We start from the raw sequence: 16277 nt of genomic DNA on the forward strand, positions 1-16277 counted from the left end.
CTTTTCAGTTCGATAAATTTCTATTAATCACAAGTGTTTAAGTTAACCGCCTTTTCGCTGCAGATCTTTTTTTAAGAAATCTTTGCGAGAATAATGTTTTTTCCCACTTCTTAAGTTGTGTTAGTCTTATTGGTAATGCCGGGAAGGCATGTTTCAGGCTTTGTCCTGCGAACCTCACAAGGAAGAACAACTAGAAGATGCAAAAGAAACAACTCCTGAACGGCACCATTAAAAGACATCCAGACGGATTCGGCTTTTTTATTCCTGAAGACGTAGAACATCCTGATGTCTATATCCCACGCCATAGCATGGAAGGCGTGATGACGAACGACAAGGTGTCCATCGAAGTCTTTCCAGAAAAGGGAACGGACCGTTTCCGTGGTGAAATCGTTAAAATTATCTCTAGAGGAACTAAAACTGTTGTAGGCCGTTTTTATCAAATGAACGACAGAATCGGCGCCATCCGTGATGAAGGAAAAGGCTGGGGCCAGGACCTTAAAATCAAACTTGAAGATTCCCAAGGTGCCAAAGATAAAGAGTTAGTTGCAGCCGAAATCATTACGTATCCCGAAGAAGGAAAATCGTTCACCGGTAAAGTCACTGAAGTCATCGGTGATGCCTTAGATCCTTTAACGGACATCAAACGAGTCATTTTATCTAATAATATTCCACAGAATTTTTCTCGCGCGACTTTAGAAGAAGCTGAAGAATTTAGCGAACTTCCAGATGAAAAAGATTTTAAAGACCGCGTCGATTTGCGTGATAAAAATCTTATCACCATCGACGGAGCTACTGCCAAAGACTTCGACGATGCCGTTCATGTGGAAATGACCGAAGAAGGTTTCTTATTATATGTCGCAATCGCTGACGTAAGCCATTACGTAAAAATTGGTACCGCCATTGATAAAGACGCTTACGAACGTGGAACATCCGTTTACTTCCCAAACTTTGTGGTGCCGATGCTGCCTGAGGTTCTAAGTAATGGACTGTGTTCGTTAAATCCCCACGTACCTCGCCTATGCTTAGTTGCTGAGATGCTTTTTGATTATACTGGCGAAATGAAAAAATCGCGCTTTTACGAAGGTGTGATGGAAAGCAAGGCGCGAGTAACTTACGGTGAAGCCCAAGAAATTATCGACGGTAACGATATTGAAAAATTCGCCCACGTTAAAGAAAATATTCTTCGCCTGTCGGATCTAGCAAAAATCTTAATGGTTAAAAGATTTAAAGAAGGATCTTTAGATCTTGAAATCCCCGAAACAGAACTGGTGATCGATGGAGCTGGCGTTCCTATTGACATTCAACGTTCGGAACGACTTTTTTCTCACCGTTTGATTGAAGAAATGATGTTGGCGGCCAACGTCGCCGTCGCTAAATTCTTAATGAGCCGAGAAATCCCAGCCCTTTACCGCATCCATGAACCTCCGAATGAAATGGCCATTCGATTGCTTGAAAAATACCTGGCAAGCTTTGGCGGTAAAACCAAACTGGGCCAAGGTAAATTGCAAAAGCGTTTAACCAAAGCTCTTGAAGAATTTGAGAACCGTCCTGAAGCACAGATCTTAAATATCTTAACTTTAAGAGCGATGAGCCAAGCCAAATACAGCATGAACAATGTGGGTCACTTTGGTTTGGGCTTTGAAGATTACACTCACTTTACTTCGCCGATCCGTCGTTATCCTGATTTGATTGTACATAGACTTATCAAGAATCAGGTGATGCCGAATTCGAAGTACAGACTGATGAGTGAAGATGACTTAGCAAGTGCCGGTACAATTTTATCAGCAGCAGAACAACGTTCAACGAAAGCCGAACGCCAAGTTCAGTCGATTAAAAAAGCCCGCTTCATGCAAAAGTTTGTGGGCCAAGAGTTTGATGGAATGATCAGCTCGGTCGCTAAGTTTGGTATCTTTGTTTTACTTCGTGAATACGATATTGACGGCTTAGTTCGTCTAGAAGACTTAGGTGGCGAACGTTTCGAATTCGATGAAGAAAGTCTGCGCTTGGTAGCTAAAAAATCAGGTTTTTCATACAACATCGGTGATGCCATCAAAATTCAAGTGACTGCTGCTGATCCAGAACTAGGGCAAATCAACTTTGCAATCCCCGGTTTAGAAGCTCGCAAAGGAGGCTATGAAAAAGAAACCTCTGCAGAGATATCAGCAAGTCGCTTCCTTAAGAAACTGCATCGTAAAGATGAAGAAATTCGCGGGAAAAAGTCTGGTAAACCAGGCGAAGGACGTCACCGTGATGAACGTCGCGGTGAAGACCGCCGTTCTGGCGAAGATCGTCGTCAGTCAGAGCGTCGCGGCCCAGAAAAACTTGGTTTTGGAAAAAACAAAGAGCGTGAGCCACAACAACACCACGGTAAGGGTGGAAAATCCGCTTTCTTCCGCGATTCACGACAAGAAGAACGGGGCCAACAACAAAAAATCGAAAAAGCACATCGATCTATGGGTCTTAAACCTGAACCGCGTGAAGATCGCGAAAGCAAACCAGATGAAAATCTTTTAAGAATGATTCTAGGCCCAGATGCTTATCGCAAAAACAACGGTGAAGAACGTAAAGAAGTGGCTAAAAATACTGGCAAGGAAACCTCTGCTAAGGACAAGCCAAAGCTTAGTAAGAAATTGATATTTGCCGAAAAGTCTAAACTCCGAGATAATGAGGACTATGACACCTCTGAAGACCGGAACCCAGATCGGAAAGACACTAAAAAACGCAGCACGCCTAAGAACGATAGTAGGGGTGTTCGCAAAACACGGGTTTCACCAGGTCGCGGAAAAGGTTCAGCTCGGTAAATTTATCATTGAAAGAATAAGCGCATCCGCTGACATCGAAAAATTGTCGATGGCAGAAAGGATGCGCGTTAGTTTTGAAGAGCTGGGTCCGACGTTTGTTAAATTAGGTCAGCTGCTTGCCACCCGTCCCGATTTGGTTCCTGAAGAATATGTCTTTGAATTTGAAAAGTTGCACGATCGCGTTCAACCGCTTTCATTCAACGTGGTTGAAGAGGTTCTAAAAGACGAATTCGGTGAAAGCCTTTATGAAAAATTCGCCTTCATTGATAAAGAACCTTTAGGTTCTGCAAGTATCGCTCAAGCTCACAAGGCCCGCTTAAAAACCGGCGAAGAAGTCGTAATTAAAGTTCAACGTCCCGGCATTATTCAAACTATCAATGATGATTTGAATGTTCTTTATCTTTTAGCAGATCTTTTAATCACGTACATGCCTGAAACTCGACCATACAATCCCCGTGGAATCGTCGATGAGTTTTTTAGAACCTTGGAATTTGAAACGAACTTCGTGGTTGAAGCGAACAACATCCGTCGCTTCCAAGAAAACTTTGCGGCTGTGGAATATATTAAAGTTCCCAAGGTCTACTTAGACTATACGACCGAAAGAGTCCTTGTCATGGAAGCGATTCCCGGCATTCCTCTGACCCAAGATGGTGCGCTTAACCAGGAAAACACAGATCCCAACGAGATTATTCGGCGTGGATTAAGAGCTTACCTAAAAATGGTTTTTGAAGATGGTATCTTCCATGGCGATCTTCACGCAGGGAACTTCTTTATCATGCCAAATAATCAAATCGGCTTGATCGATTTTGGCGTGGTGGGACGACTTAATATTCGAACTCAATCAGCAATCGCTAATATGCTTTTGGCTTTATCTAAAGAAGACTATGAACGATTAGCCTATGAATATGTCGACTTAGCCCCTTTCACTGACAAGGTGAATGTCGATATGTTCGCTAAAGATTTACGAGAACTGATCGCACCTTACTTTGGTTTGACCCTTAAAAACGTCAACCTAGGTAAGATCCTTATGAAGTCCGCAGGAATCGCCGCAAGTCACCATCTACAAGTACCGACGGATCTGATGCTCTTCTTTAAATCCGTAGTTTCGATTGAAGGCATGGGTCGTAAAATTTTAAATGACTTCGATTTTCTGCAACACTCGATTGAATACGCGGGCGAGTTAGCTAAAACACAATATGGTCCCCAACGGATCGCTAACGACATGGCCCAAGTGGCCAGGGAATCAAAAAGCTTTTTTGATGCTCTTCCTCGGCAACTGACTTTCTTTTTACGCAAAATAAACAGCCCCGACCACACGTTCCGTCTTAAGATTGGTGAAATCATTGAGCTGAAACGGTCCATTGAAAGTTCATCAAACTTATTGTTCCTGGGAATTATCATTGCAGCGCTGATCTTAAGTGCTTCTTATATTTTTGTACATGATACCCGCGAACATATAGCTGGATTTCCTACGCTAAGCTTTATTGGCTATGTGACCGCTATGACCTTAGGCATGATTGCTTTTCTAAATTACATTCGAAAACCCTAACGGAGATTTTAAGTGCAACAACTGTATTATGAACTAAGCGTTTTATCTAAAGCTGTGCATTTTAAAAATCTTTCGGCGGCGGCCCTGCATGTCGGCTTAAGCCAGCCGCAGCTTTCAAGAATTATTGCTAAGATCGAAGATGAATTGAAAATTGTTTTATTAGATCGTTCAGCAAAGCGCAAATCGGGTTGGACTGGCGTGGCTTTTCAATTAGCAGAGATCTTTGAAAAATCCATCCGTCGCCTTGAACTTGAAATGCAAGGTATCAGCAATAATCAAATGGTCGCAGAACTGCATATCGGTACCTTAGAAGGTCTTTCCGACTTTGCACTAAAAACTTGCCGACTGTGTTTTGAAGAAGTGGGCGTAAAGAAAATTACTTTGGATATTTTTGATTTAAATGAATTAGAAGCCAATTTTCTTTCGGGCAATTTGGATTTGATTTTCACTTCTAAGACCCCTGGACGTCAGAAATTCAAATATCTTGAAGAGCTTGGATTTCAAAAGCTTGAAAAAATTGAATCCAACACTAACTTTGCTGTTTTAAGTACCTTTGAATACGGCAGAGCCAACAAAAAAGAACTTGAGGATTATCCCCACCTTTTTGTTTCTAACTCTTTAGCTATGAGAAAATCTTGGTTAGAAAACCATGGCGGCACAGGACACGTGCCCACGGAAGCAAAAAAAGGACGGGCCAAGGATGCTGAACCCGTCCTTATGATTGGATCTGAATTATTAAGCCCTGTGCTTTGGGAAAACATCACAGCGGCGATCGAAAGATAATTACTTAAGATCTGATTCTGAATCTTTTTTTGGAATTAAGCCCTTGCAGATAAGAGCTGTGCGATATGGTTTTTCTTTATCATCACTTTGAACAACCAATGTTGCTGGACGCTGACTGGTTGGTGCTGAGTAATAAACAGTTGGGCTGATTTTAAGATTCACACCACTTTCTTCATTTACGAAATTCACACCAGCACCAAGAACTGTAAGCCCTACTGTTCTATGTACTAGGTATTGACCGATCATTCTTTTTCCAAAGAAACCATGGTGGTGCACCGTTAGCACAGTTTCTTGACCTTCAATGACGTCGACGGAAACACCGTCATCCACGGGGCGATTCACCGAATAACATTTAATTGGTGAAGCGAATGAGACGCTCGCGATAAGGGTTGAAGTGATCACGACAGGTAAAAACATTTTTTTCATAGAAACTCCTTTTCTTGAAAGTTATGAACAATTGCGTTCGAGAGTTTTTATAAGTGAGCAAAAAAATAATTTCCACCTACTGATTCGTAATAAGAAATAATTCAAATTGGAGGCCCAACTTGGCACTGTCACTCAAAAAGACACTTGTCCGGTTGCCGGCCACCGAGTTTTTCTCAAACATCTTTATTCAAAGAGCGAGCAAAAAAAAAGACCAACTTCACGGGGAAGTTGGTCTTTTAAAGACTTCGAGAAAAAACGCTGTCAACTATTTATACGCTGGAGCTTGAGAAGTAACGGCCTCTGCACACATAAGTTCTTCAGTTACAAAGCCCGCTTCATACTTAATTCGTAAATCGCCAAGACCTGATAAAGGACTATAAATGAATTGAATATTTTTGTTTTCGTAAACTTCAGGGCAACCTACGCAGGTTAAAGAAATTCCGCGTCTTACAAAATGTGTTTCGGTCGAGTTATATCCCACACCATATCTTTTTATAACGATTCTTAGCAATCCAGCGATGCCGCCTTCTTGAAGTTCAAGATCGAAATTGTTATCAGCCGTTGAATGGATTTGCGTACATGAAAGAACTGTTGTGATTTGATCGTGGGCTTGGGCAGAAAGTGAAAGTAAAAGTGCCGCTGCGAAAATAAGCGTTTTCATAATAACTCCTAAAGTATGTATTTATACAGGAGTGTTTATATTCGATGGGACCTCAGATACCTAATTTCGTATTTGCAATCTTATTAAATTGCGAGCTGCGCGATCCAATTTGGAACTGAAATTTTCAATCTAAGACTTAAAAATAAAAAAAGGGCGGTTCCATTTAGAAACCGCCCTCGAAGAATCTGTCTAATTAGCCCAATAGTTTAAGAGCTAATTGTTGTCCTTGGTTAGCTTGGCCAAGCACTGAAACCCCTGCTTGCAACAAGATATTATTTCTTGTCATCTCAGACGTCTCTGCTGCGACATCAGTATCTCTGATTCGAGAATTTGCTGCCGACAAGTTTTCATCCGCGATCAACAAGTTATTCGATGTTGATACTAGACGATTTTGTAGGGCACCGAAATTCGCGCGAATCGCGTTGATCGATGTCATTGCACTGTCGATCGTATTCAAACTTAGTTGCGCTGACTCTTTCGTTCCGACGGATTCAGCTGTTAATCCCAAAGCCTCAATTGATGAATTGGCTGCCCCGGAGTTAAAACTGATTCTGTCGCGGAAAGGGTCGTTGTTCACGCCCACTTGAATATCAATGTTTCCGCCAGTACCGTTAAGTAACTCATAACCATTGAACTGAGTTGATTCGGTCACGCGCTGAATCTCAGATTTCAATTGTTGATACTCAACATCCAAAAACTTTCTTTCTGTTTCACCAATCGTGTCAGATGAAGCTTGTACACCCAATTCTCTTAAACGAATGAGCATATTTGAAACTTCGTTCAAGCTACCTTCAGCGACTTGGACAAGTGAAATACCATCGTTGGCATTTCTGTTTGCCTGGCGAATACCTCTAATTTGACCTTTGAGGTTTTCACTGATTGCAAGTCCCGCGGCATCGTCTGCTGCTTGATTGATTCTCATTCCTGAAGCCAATCTTGCCATTGATTTGTTAGCATTGATGTTTGTCATGTACAGATTTTTTTGTGCATTCAATGCTGCCACGTTGGTACCGATTCTTAATCCCATTCTATCCTCCCTGCATACTCTCTTCTCCTCCTTGAAAAATTGCCATCCATTGGCTTTAGGCGCGATCCGTGCACCTGTTAATTAAAATTTCGGAACTTGCAATACATAGTTCCACTTAACTTTTCGGAAAAAACAAACAACTGCTCGAGTCCAGATTTTTTATTTTTTATTTTATTTTTATTTGAAGGAAATTTTTTTGCAGAACGAGTGCGAAGTGCGCACGAAAGAACAAAAAGAAAAACACATCAAGAACGATGTTTATAACACAATCAGAGAACGAAATTCTCTAAACCACAGAGTGAAATATCTCCACTCACCGACTCCAGTCAGAGTCTCAAAAACAAGTCCACGAACATATAAAGACTGTCGCAAAGACAAATCCATTTTCCAGATCTATTTTCCATTTTCCTTAATCATCCCGCCGATTGCTCGGCGGGTTTGACTCGCAGGAAACAGAGATCATTTGTCAGCTTCTACATTACACGTAGAGCCTCGGGTACACTTGAGGGTGATCTGATCATTGAAGATTAGATCATGAACCTAAATCATTCAGTCAAGTAGTCGGGCGCTCCGGAGTTAACCGGAGACTCCCCTATTAAGAGAACGATTTGTTCAAGAGTCCAAGTGCTACGTTAGCTTGTTGGTTGGCTTGTGCTAGTACGCTAGTACCTGCTTGCAACAAGATATTATTTCTAGTCATTTCAGACGTCTCTTCAGCTACGTCAACATCTCTGATACGAGAGTTAGCGGCTGACATATTCTCTACAGACACTTGAATGTTTGAAACTGTAGATTGAAGACGATTTTGGATCGCACCGAAGTCTGCTCTCATCGCAGAAACACTTACGATCGCTTGGTCGATTGCTGCTAGTGCATTTTGTGCAGAAGCTTTATCAGCAACAGACGTCAAGTTTACACCAAGTGCTGCTGAGTTAGCGTCAGCTTTTGATGCGTCGAAAGAGATACGGTCGATTTCAGGATTATTTCTAGTACCTACCTGGAAGTCCAGGATAGAACCCACACCTGCTAGCAACTGAGTTCCGTTGAACTCTGTGCCTTCGGAGATACGGTCGATCTCTGATACAAGCTGATCGTACTCAACGTTTAGGAACTGACGTTCTGTCGGTCCAACGGTGTCAGAAGCGGCTTGTACAGACAATTCTCTTAAACGAATCAAGATCGAAGAGATCTCGTTCATCGAACCCTCGGCTACTTGCACGAGAGAGATACCGTCTTGGGCGTTTCTTGAAGCTTGTTTAAGACCGCGAACTTGAGCTTTTAAGTTCTCAGAGATCGCTAGACCAGCGGCATCGTCACCGGCTCTGTTGATTCGGAATCCAGAAGCAAGCTTTTCCATGCTTTTATCTAGACCGATCTTCGTCCCCCAGAGAACTCTCTGAGCATTTAACGAAGCAGTGTTCGTGTTAATACGTAAACCCATAATTCCTCCTCCTTGAAGATTTGCTGAGTTTCGATCCTTGAAACTCAGAGCACCTTACTTGGTGCTGATGGGCGGTTGCTTACTGTACTGATCGGTGTGTCTGAAAATTCCTAAAGTGATACGTCTCATTTTTTTACAAATCTGGGCCGAGGCCCAGGTGCAAAATCACTTCAGAAACACCCGCTTAAGTAAGTTAAGATACCGAAATCACGAGGGATTATGGGCCTACTTCAAAAACTCTAATAGTGTATCAAATCCCCCAAAAAAATTCTCAAAATGAAAACTTTTTCTGTGGGAATCAAGCCTTAACTGCGGTTTTCTCTAGATGTAGATCCTGTAAAACCCACCAACACTATATATAGAAAGCCTCATTGAGCACCGTTCTTTGCCCTTGCAACCTAATTGACATAGTCTTATGAAGCCAGATATCTCACTGGTGCACTCGCGGAGGACGTTATGGAGATCAGAGATCCTGTTCATGGTTCAATTTTTTATTCTGATCAAGAGGTGGCTGTATTAGATACAGTTGAATATCAACGTCTTCGCGCAATCAAACAACTTGGTTATGCTGAATTTAGTTTTCCAGGTGCCACACACAATCGTTACATTCACTCTGTCGGCGTAGGTCATCTTGCTGGTGAAACTTTTGATTCTATTTTTAAAGTTTATCCATTCTCTAAACCCTCTGTGAAAACTCGCTATCGCCAAGTTCTGCGTTTAGCAGCTTTGCTTCACGATGTGGGCCACGGGCCACTAAGCCACACCACTGAACAAGTGATGCCTCACCTTTCAGAGCTGAATATCAAGCTTTATAAAGAGCAAGAGCAGTATGGCGAAGAAGCGCATACGGTAATGAACCACAACCGTCGCGCGAATCACGAAGACTACACAATTAAGTACGTTACTGATTCCACAATCGCTGAAACAATTTCGAAGCAGTTCACGGACATCCAACCTATTCACGTAGCCTGCTTAATTGATAAAGCCCTGCACTGCCCTGATGATTTTTTTATCGATGGTGGAGTTGATTTTAGACCGGTACTAAGTCAGCTAGTGTCTAGCGAGCTTGATGTGGACCGCATGGACTATCTTGAAAGAGACAGTTACTTCTGTGGAACTAACTACGGCAAGATCGACGTAGCTTGGTTGATTCAGAATCTGACCTTCCACCGTCGCGACAATAGAATGTACCTAGCCTTAAACCGCCGTGCGCTTTATTCCTTCGATGACTTTTTGATTTCCCGCCATCACATGCATTTAATGGTGTATTGCCATCACAAAAGCATTATCTATGAAGAAATGCTGAATCGTTATCTCACATCCCCAGACTGTACCTTCGTTTTACCTGGGGATATCGAGCAGTACACGCACTATAACGATTACCGCCTGCACGAACACTTAAGAAGTGTCGCAAACCCTTGGGCGCAAAGAATCGCCCAACGTAAGCCATTTAAAGTGTTAATCGAACAGCACAATACTTCTGAATCAGAAAAGCCAGAGCTGATGAAAAAGGCTTTGGAATCACAAGGCATGGAAGTGATCAGAACAAGCTCTAAGGCCCGTTTATCTAAGTACCATACCGCTTCACCCGAAGAGCGTGCTTTGCAAATTTACGTGGTTGATCAATACGACCGATGGGCGCAACCGGCACCGATTAATCAAACTACTGAAATTTTCCAACGCTATGAAGGGGCCCGCATCATTGATCGTATTTACGTGGCCCCAGAGAATATCGAAAAGGCTGATAAGATTTTAAAAGGCTTAAATCTAGCTTAAAGAAATCACTTGGCCATTCACAGCAGCACCGTACTGACTGACTAAGTAAGTAACGGTATTGGTGATTTTATCTGGCTCAGTAATTCTTAGGTGCGGCTCTTTTTCTTTAAGCTTTTCAACCGCTTCCTTAATAGATTTAGCTTCTGGATAAAGAGCTAAGATATATTCTTCAGTTAAACCCAGTTTTAAAACATTCACGGTGATATTGTGTTCAGCTACTTGTTTTGCCAAGGACTGAGCAAAAGGGACCAGAGCTCCCCTTGCGCCAGCAATGATTGGATCGGGATAGTTTTCGTTTAGTAAAAACAAAATGCGTCCGCGCTTACGGGTTTTAAGGAAATTTAAAACTCCATGGCTTAGCATCACGGAACTTTTAAAGTTGTGCTGAACTTCATCCTCTAGGTAGCTGATTGGATCACCGATTTTATAGCGATTGGGCTTATTGTAAACTTGCGCATCAATAAATAAATCTACACTACCAAATGAGTGAGCCGCGGTACCAATGGCATCTTTGATATCTTCAGCGGTTTTCATCGGTGACTTAATGCTGATAGCACGACCAAACTTTGGATTGATTTCGCGGGCATCGTTGATCTGATTGCAGAAACGCTGGCTAGGGGCATTGTCGAAATCAAGCAACACACAATCTGCACCCATTTGGGTCAAGCCCATCATCAGGCTTTGCACCGTCGAGGTAAAGGGGCCAACAATCAATGCTGTACGTTCGCGCAGATTAAAATTCGTTTCCATGATGACCCCTTAAACGTCCTAAAGTTTTTCAATAATGATAGCAATACCTTGGCCGCCACCGATGCAAGCTGAACCCAAAGCATATTTGCCGTTGCGGCGATGAAGTTCATAAACCAAGTGGTTCATGATGCGAGTTCCAGAAGCACCCAATGGATGTCCCACTGCGATTGCTCCGCCATTCACGTTGGATTTTGCTGGATCAAGCCCAAGCTCTTTTTCCACTGCTAAATACTGAGCAGCAAAAGCTTCATTCACTTCAACCAAATCCATTTGCTCAAGTTTCAATCCTGCTTTTTCTAAAGCTTTGCGAGCTGCACCGGCAGGACCGATACCCATAATAGTAGGATCACAACCTACGGATGCATAACTTACGATACGAGCCATGGGTTTAAGACCTAAAGCTTTCGCTTTTGATTCACTCATTAATAGTGAACAGGCTGCCCCATCAACGATTCCTGAAGCCGTCGCTGCAGTTACTAAGCCGTCTTTTTTAAATAGAGACTTTAAAGTCGCCAATTTTTCTAAAGTAGAATCTGGTTTTGGATGCTCGTCTTTATCAACTACCACAGACCCTTTACGGCCTTCCACCGTCACCGGTGTGATTTCTTCGGCGAAATAACCTTTATCAAGGGCTGCTTTATAACGCTGTTGAGTTTGGATTGCATACTTATCGCATTGTTCGCGTGTGATGCCGTATTTTTCACCCAGGTTTTCTGCAGTGATCGCCATAGGCATTTTTGCGTGGGCATCGGTCAAAGCTGAAGTCATCAGATCTTCAAGTTCGAAATTTCCCATGCGCATTCCATCAAAGCGAACTTTTCGAGCGACATAAGGAATCAATGACATTTGTTCAACACCGCCAGCAAGAACCGCAGTGGCTTCACCCGTTTGAATCATCTGCATAGCGTTCACCCAAGACTGGAAGCCGCTTCCGCAAAGACGATTCACACCCAAAGCACCTACACCAACCGGAACACCTGTCTTAAGACCGATGTGTCGAGGTAAGTAAGCCGCATCAGCCCCTGACTGAACAACGTTACCAAAAATCACGTGATCAATTTTGTCAGCTGAAACACCTGCTTGTTCCAAAGTTCCTTTTGCCGCAACAACTCCAAGATCAGTTGCCGAAACATCTTTTAAGGAACCACCAAATGCTCCGAACGGAGTTCTTTTTCCAGAGATAAATACGATATTTTCCATATCGAAAGGTTAGGCCCAGTTTGCCTTACCGTCAAATAAAGACACTAGACTAACCAGACCTTAAAATTTTAAAAGGATTGTTAGAATGTCCAAGCAACGCCAATCATAGACAGCGCCTGCTTAGAATTACCTTTGTGAGAAAGAGTTAAATCTTTATTAGCAAAGATTTTCTCTTTAATTGAAATGTCAGTTTCAGCAATCTTTGCGTCATAGTTGATGGCTGCTTTTAACCATCCTGTGTATTCCAATTTAGCCATCGCTTGAAATGCTTCGATTTTAAATGAAAATTTATGACTAACGCCTTCTTCCGAAGCAGCAGGCAGTTCGACATCTGTTTTAAGTTTTTCTTGTGTGGTTTCTGCAATTCTTCCTAAAGTCGTTGCGCGCATAGCTGCCGAATTAAACCATAAACTGATTCCACGGTCGGCAATTCTAGAAATCACCGTTTCCTGACTGGCGCCCGCTTTTAAATCCGTAGGAACGACCTTAGCGACATCAGCTGTGGTGATTTTTGGAGTGAATTTATCTTCTGGAATAATAATACGCTTGGTTGTTCTGAGGTCCACTTGGGCTCCCCAACCTGTAGCGCACACTAGTAGAAGAAGAAAAGGCACGAAAAACTTCATACTTCACTTCCTTACAATTAGCGTTCCACCAAAATGGGGCCAAGTCCCTTTAAAATAAAGATAATAAGCAATTAACAAAAGATTCTTTTTGAAAGCGTCAGGCGCCGACTATTGGCACTTCACTTGACGAAAATCTGCAATACAGTCCTACGTTTGTACCAAAACGAATCACATGAGCACTGGGATTGCATAAGGTTTTTCCGACCCGCGATTAAATTTGAAGATCTGAACAGCAAGTCTGTGATTCTAACTACTTAGAACCATAGCACCTACGTCAGTGACTCATTTTGGTACGCAAAAAAGGTTAACTTGTTAAAAAGTTAAACACATTGGAGACCCTATGAACTTCAAGAACGTGAAACGAAGTGCGATGGTATTTGCCCTTTCAGCCAGCTTTATTATGCCGGCAGCTCCTAATATGGTTTGGGCAATGGGTGCGGAAACTTCTTTTCCTCTAGACTTATTCCCAGAGGATAAAGAAACCAGCACTTCGACTAATGATACGAGTGACACGGGACTATTCCCTACCACTCCAACAAACGGGTCCGGTGGTCGTGGAAACAACAATAATAACAGCGGAAAGAAAACGACTTCTGCCAACGCTTCCTCGAACGGAACACGAATGGGAGTTGCTAAGGTACCAGATGCTTATAGCTGTCCTTTATTCGACAATCGCCCTCACACAGAATTGTTAGCGGCGATTGATTCATTAAGCAAAGAAGTTAAAGCCTCTCCAGAGTGTGCGGGTGTTCCGTCTGCTAAAACTTTAGAAGATAACGGAAATCAAATTAAAGAAAGTATCGCGACTTTGCAAAAGCTAATGCAATCTCAAGATGCTTCTGAGGTGAATGTCACGCAAATCGATCAATCTATGTCTGCGGCTTTAGCGGCTGTTGGAAACTTAGGTGACATCGTTAATAACAACAACTTCTTAAATTCAAAATGCGGTCGTCAAACCATGTCGACTGGTAAAGTTCTTTTGGCTTTAAATGATGTTATCAATGGCATGGCTCCATACGCTTTATTCGCAGTATCTATGAGTGCCGCCCTTGCACCCGCTTTACCATTTGTTATCGGTGGTGCGATCGCGACTAGCGGTATTTCTGCGATCAGCAAAATGATCGATCAAAACACTTTGGATATGACAAACCCAGAACATCGCAAAGCAGTTTTACAAAACACTTGTCAATTCACGAAAGTGGCTAAGAAAGTTCGTTTCATGCAACTTGCGCAAAGTGGCAAGATTGACAAGATCACGCAAGAACTTGAAAGAAACGTAGAGCTTTATAACTCTCGCTTCGGAAATCCAAGTCGTGAACTTTCTGGTTTGTTACGCTATCGCGAACTAAAATCTAAAACGAATGAAGAAATTCAAAAACGCATCGCAAGCGACAGATCTGACCTAGCTGCGGTTGAAGAACAAGTTTCATCAAACAACGATGACATCATGGTTTGTACTTTAGGTAATGAGCTTGTGAATTGGGCTGCAGATGGAAAAAGCTTCCCTGCGTCTGCTTTCTTAAATCTTGATGCCGTTACCAGCCAGGGCGATCGTTCACAAAGACTTCAAGCAACGACTATGAAAACGCTTCATGCGACTTCGATCAGACGTATTGCTGAATTAGCGCCTAAAGCTTACGAAGATGAATCAAACCTAAGAGCTTGTGCGCAATCGACCCGCACTTGGATCACTGGTGTTCGTCAAGCAATCAGCGCAACCGGTTCACTATTAGCTAAAAACAGAACTGATCTTGAAGCAGAACTTTCTGGCAACGCTGAATACCGTCAGTGGAAACTTCAATACAACTTGATCGAAACAGAAAAGTTAACGATCAAACGTGTTGAAAAAGCGATGCAGGAGCTTGCTAAAGACAATTCAATCGTCGACCGCTCAGAGCTAGCGCAAAGAATGGTTTTATTAAAATCGGGTCTATTCGGTTCACGTAGCGCTTGGGGCTTTGGTAACCCACCAGTGCTTGCTTGGATCAATCACACTAAAACTATGCATGACCAAGCGGTTGCTGCCTTTTCAACAGGTGTTCGAGCTGTTCGTAACGGTTCTTACAGCTTAACTGATGCAGGTCGCGGCAAACATGTGAAATACACTATCAGTGGCATGCCTTACACAGATCCAAAGGTTCAAGTGGAAGCAAACCAAATCATGCAAACGCTTTCAAACATCAATTTGACCAACTTACCTCTAGGTTCACGTGAACAAGAGATCGTATGTCAGCAACTTGAATCAGCATGGTTGGATTGGTCCGCAGCTATTGATCATATCGGCGCGATCCAATTCTTCTGTGATATGATTGATCCTGTTCTTGACGTAAAAATGGATTCTTCAGTGATGAATGCTTGCCGTGGCAATACTCAGTTGAATGGATCAACTTTAGTTAAGTCGACTGTTCAAAATGCTAAAGATACTTTGGTAAGAAAAGGCTTCCAAGCTGATGCAAACTTGATCAGCCAGAAACTAAAAGCATTGCAATGTCCAATGCCTGCGGTTTCAGTTATGAATCAATAATTCCTAGCTTAGATAATGAAATAAAAAAAGGCTCCTGCTTGGGAGCCTTTTTTTATTTAAGGCATGATTGTGACTCTTTCAGAATTCCCCATAGCCACTTCAAGAATATCGGCTCGGCTTAATCCAGATTGAGCAGAACGAATCACGACCTGAATTCCTGCGGCTGCAAAATCCCTAAGGTCCGTTCTTAGTAAGGTTGAGTTCACGTTTAAAACAAAAGGTTTTGCTGCAGCCAAGGCCATATAATCAGCTCTGGTTAATCCTGCAGAGGCAGACATCACTACGAGCTCGGCACCAGCTCTAGCAATAGAAATTAAATTTTCACGGGTTAGCCGCGGACTATCCACATACAAAACAAATGATCCTGCCCGCGCTAAATCTACGAAGTCAGTGACAGAATATGTTGTTTTGCCTAGTGAAATACCCACTTGAATATTAGGACTTCGCAAAAGCTCTAAAGTTTCTGGCTTTCCGACCAAACCCACTTGATTTTGGCAGTAGGTTACTTTTGAAATCCGCGCGATATCTTTTAAATCAGCCACTGACATATTAGTTCCGCTGTTTTCACGAAGACATTCAGAATACTGTGGCGGAAGAGCCGCTAAGGCTGTGGCATTTAGCACATAAGACAGAAACAAAAGGATAAAGAATTTCATAAATCACCTCGTTGTCTTTAGCTTTATTTTCACGAGGCAAAAAGAGAGTGTCCAGCT

General features: G+C 42.5%; 13 protein-coding genes. 5 read left to right on the top strand and 8 right to left on the bottom strand.

Going from position 1 to position 16277, the window contains the following annotated elements:
- Positions 1-197: 197 nt before the first annotated feature.
- Genes rnr through MNR06_RS09965 form a run of 3 tightly spaced genes read left to right on the top strand, consistent with a single transcriptional unit; the run spans position 198 to position 5133 of the window.
- Positions 198-2801 carry a ribonuclease R gene (gene rnr, locus MNR06_RS09955; RefSeq protein WP_243535590.1) on the top strand — a complete coding sequence of 868 codons (2604 nt, stop codon included), beginning with the start codon at positions 198-200 and terminating at the stop codon, positions 2799-2801.
- A 49-nt stretch (positions 2802-2850) separates the two neighbouring features.
- Positions 2851-4350, top strand: coding sequence for an ABC1 kinase family protein (locus MNR06_RS09960; protein WP_243535591.1), 1500 nt, complete (start codon positions 2851-2853; stop codon positions 4348-4350).
- 12 nt (positions 4351-4362) lie between these two features.
- Positions 4363-5133 (top strand): LysR family transcriptional regulator, encoded by a 771-nt coding sequence (locus MNR06_RS09965; protein ID WP_243535593.1) that lies wholly within the window; start codon positions 4363-4365, stop codon positions 5131-5133.
- Here MNR06_RS09965 and MNR06_RS09970 read toward each other — a convergent pair whose 3' ends face one another.
- The 4 genes from MNR06_RS09970 to MNR06_RS09985 form a co-directional block, all read right to left on the bottom strand.
- On the bottom strand, positions 5134-5559 hold the full coding sequence (locus MNR06_RS09970) for a hypothetical protein (protein WP_243535595.1): 426 nt from the start codon (positions 5557-5559) through the stop codon (positions 5134-5136).
- Positions 5560-5824: 265 nt separating this feature from the next.
- Positions 5825-6220 carry a hypothetical protein gene (locus tag MNR06_RS09975; RefSeq protein ID WP_243535597.1) on the bottom strand — a complete coding sequence of 132 codons (396 nt, stop codon included), beginning with the start codon at positions 6218-6220 and terminating at the stop codon, positions 5825-5827.
- 193 nt (positions 6221-6413) lie between these two features.
- Positions 6414-7247: a flagellin N-terminal helical domain-containing protein gene (locus tag MNR06_RS09980; RefSeq protein ID WP_243535599.1), complete on the bottom strand. Its 834-nt coding sequence runs from the start codon at positions 7245-7247 to the stop codon at positions 6414-6416.
- Positions 7248-7842: 595 nt separating this feature from the next.
- Positions 7843-8688, bottom strand: coding sequence for a flagellin N-terminal helical domain-containing protein (locus MNR06_RS09985; protein WP_061834647.1), 846 nt, complete (start codon positions 8686-8688; stop codon positions 7843-7845).
- Positions 8689-9144: 456 nt separating this feature from the next.
- Here MNR06_RS09985 and MNR06_RS09990 point away from each other — a divergent pair, with 456 nt between their 5' ends.
- Complete coding sequence (locus MNR06_RS09990) at positions 9145-10464, top strand: HD domain-containing protein (protein WP_243535601.1); 1320 nt, start codon at positions 9145-9147, stop codon at positions 10462-10464.
- Here the strand turns inward: MNR06_RS09990 and MNR06_RS09995 are convergent.
- The 3 genes from MNR06_RS09995 to MNR06_RS10005 all read right to left on the bottom strand — a co-directional run bounded on the left by MNR06_RS09995 (position 10456) and on the right by MNR06_RS10005 (position 13040).
- On the bottom strand, positions 10456-11214 hold the full coding sequence (locus MNR06_RS09995) for an SDR family oxidoreductase (RefSeq protein ID WP_243535603.1): 759 nt from the start codon (positions 11212-11214) through the stop codon (positions 10456-10458). The two genes, MNR06_RS09990 and MNR06_RS09995, sit on opposite strands and share 9 nt — an antisense overlap.
- An 18-nt stretch (positions 11215-11232) precedes the next feature.
- Positions 11233-12414: an acetyl-CoA C-acetyltransferase gene (locus tag MNR06_RS10000; protein ID WP_243535605.1), complete on the bottom strand. Its 1182-nt coding sequence runs from the start codon at positions 12412-12414 to the stop codon at positions 11233-11235.
- Between the two features lie 80 nt (positions 12415-12494).
- Entirely contained in the window at positions 12495-13040 is a 546-nt protein-coding gene (locus MNR06_RS10005; RefSeq protein WP_243535607.1) for a hypothetical protein, read from the bottom strand.
- Positions 13041-13380: 340 nt separating this feature from the next.
- On the opposite strand from MNR06_RS10005, the gene MNR06_RS10010 reads away from it, so the two are divergent.
- Positions 13381-15564, top strand: a complete 2184-nt coding sequence (locus MNR06_RS10010) for a hypothetical protein (protein ID WP_243535609.1) — start codon at positions 13381-13383, stop codon at positions 15562-15564.
- 56 nt (positions 15565-15620) lie between these two features.
- On the opposite strand, the gene MNR06_RS10015 is transcribed toward MNR06_RS10010, so the two are convergent.
- Entirely contained in the window at positions 15621-16220 is a 600-nt protein-coding gene (locus MNR06_RS10015; RefSeq protein ID WP_243535611.1) for a hypothetical protein, read from the bottom strand.
- Positions 16221-16277 lie beyond the last annotated feature (57 nt).

The organism is Bdellovibrio reynosensis (assembly GCF_022814725.1).
In the GTDB taxonomy this organism is placed as follows: Bacteria; Bdellovibrionota; Bdellovibrionia; order Bdellovibrionales; family Bdellovibrionaceae; genus Bdellovibrio; species Bdellovibrio reynosensis.

Excerpts from the sequence above, each read along its gene's own strand:
- MNR06_RS10005 (WP_243535607.1), bottom strand. The coding sequence starts at position 13,040 with ATGAAGTTTTTCGTGCCTTTTCTTCTTCTACTAGTGTGCGCTACAGGT.
- MNR06_RS10000 (WP_243535605.1), bottom strand. The coding sequence starts at position 12,414 with ATGGAAAATATCGTATTTATCTCTGGAAAAAGAACTCCGTTCGGAGCA.
- rnr (WP_243535590.1), top strand. The coding sequence starts at position 198 with ATGCAAAAGAAACAACTCCTGAACGGCACCATTAAAAGACATCCAGAC.
- MNR06_RS10010 (WP_243535609.1), top strand. The coding sequence starts at position 13,381 with ATGAACTTCAAGAACGTGAAACGAAGTGCGATGGTATTTGCCCTTTCA.
- MNR06_RS09995 (WP_243535603.1), bottom strand. The coding sequence starts at position 11,214 with ATGGAAACGAATTTTAATCTGCGCGAACGTACAGCATTGATTGTTGGC.
- MNR06_RS09990 (WP_243535601.1), top strand. The coding sequence starts at position 9,145 with ATGGAGATCAGAGATCCTGTTCATGGTTCAATTTTTTATTCTGATCAA.
- MNR06_RS09970 (WP_243535595.1), bottom strand. The coding sequence starts at position 5,559 with ATGAAAAAAATGTTTTTACCTGTCGTGATCACTTCAACCCTTATCGCG.
- MNR06_RS09985 (WP_061834647.1), bottom strand. The coding sequence starts at position 8,688 with ATGGGTTTACGTATTAACACGAACACTGCTTCGTTAAATGCTCAGAGA.
- MNR06_RS09975 (WP_243535597.1), bottom strand. The coding sequence starts at position 6,220 with ATGAAAACGCTTATTTTCGCAGCGGCACTTTTACTTTCACTTTCTGCC.
- MNR06_RS09960 (WP_243535591.1), top strand. The coding sequence starts at position 2,851 with ATGGCAGAAAGGATGCGCGTTAGTTTTGAAGAGCTGGGTCCGACGTTT.
- MNR06_RS09980 (WP_243535599.1), bottom strand. The coding sequence starts at position 7,247 with ATGGGATTAAGAATCGGTACCAACGTGGCAGCATTGAATGCACAAAAA.
- MNR06_RS10015 (WP_243535611.1), bottom strand. The coding sequence starts at position 16,220 with ATGAAATTCTTTATCCTTTTGTTTCTGTCTTATGTGCTAAATGCCACA.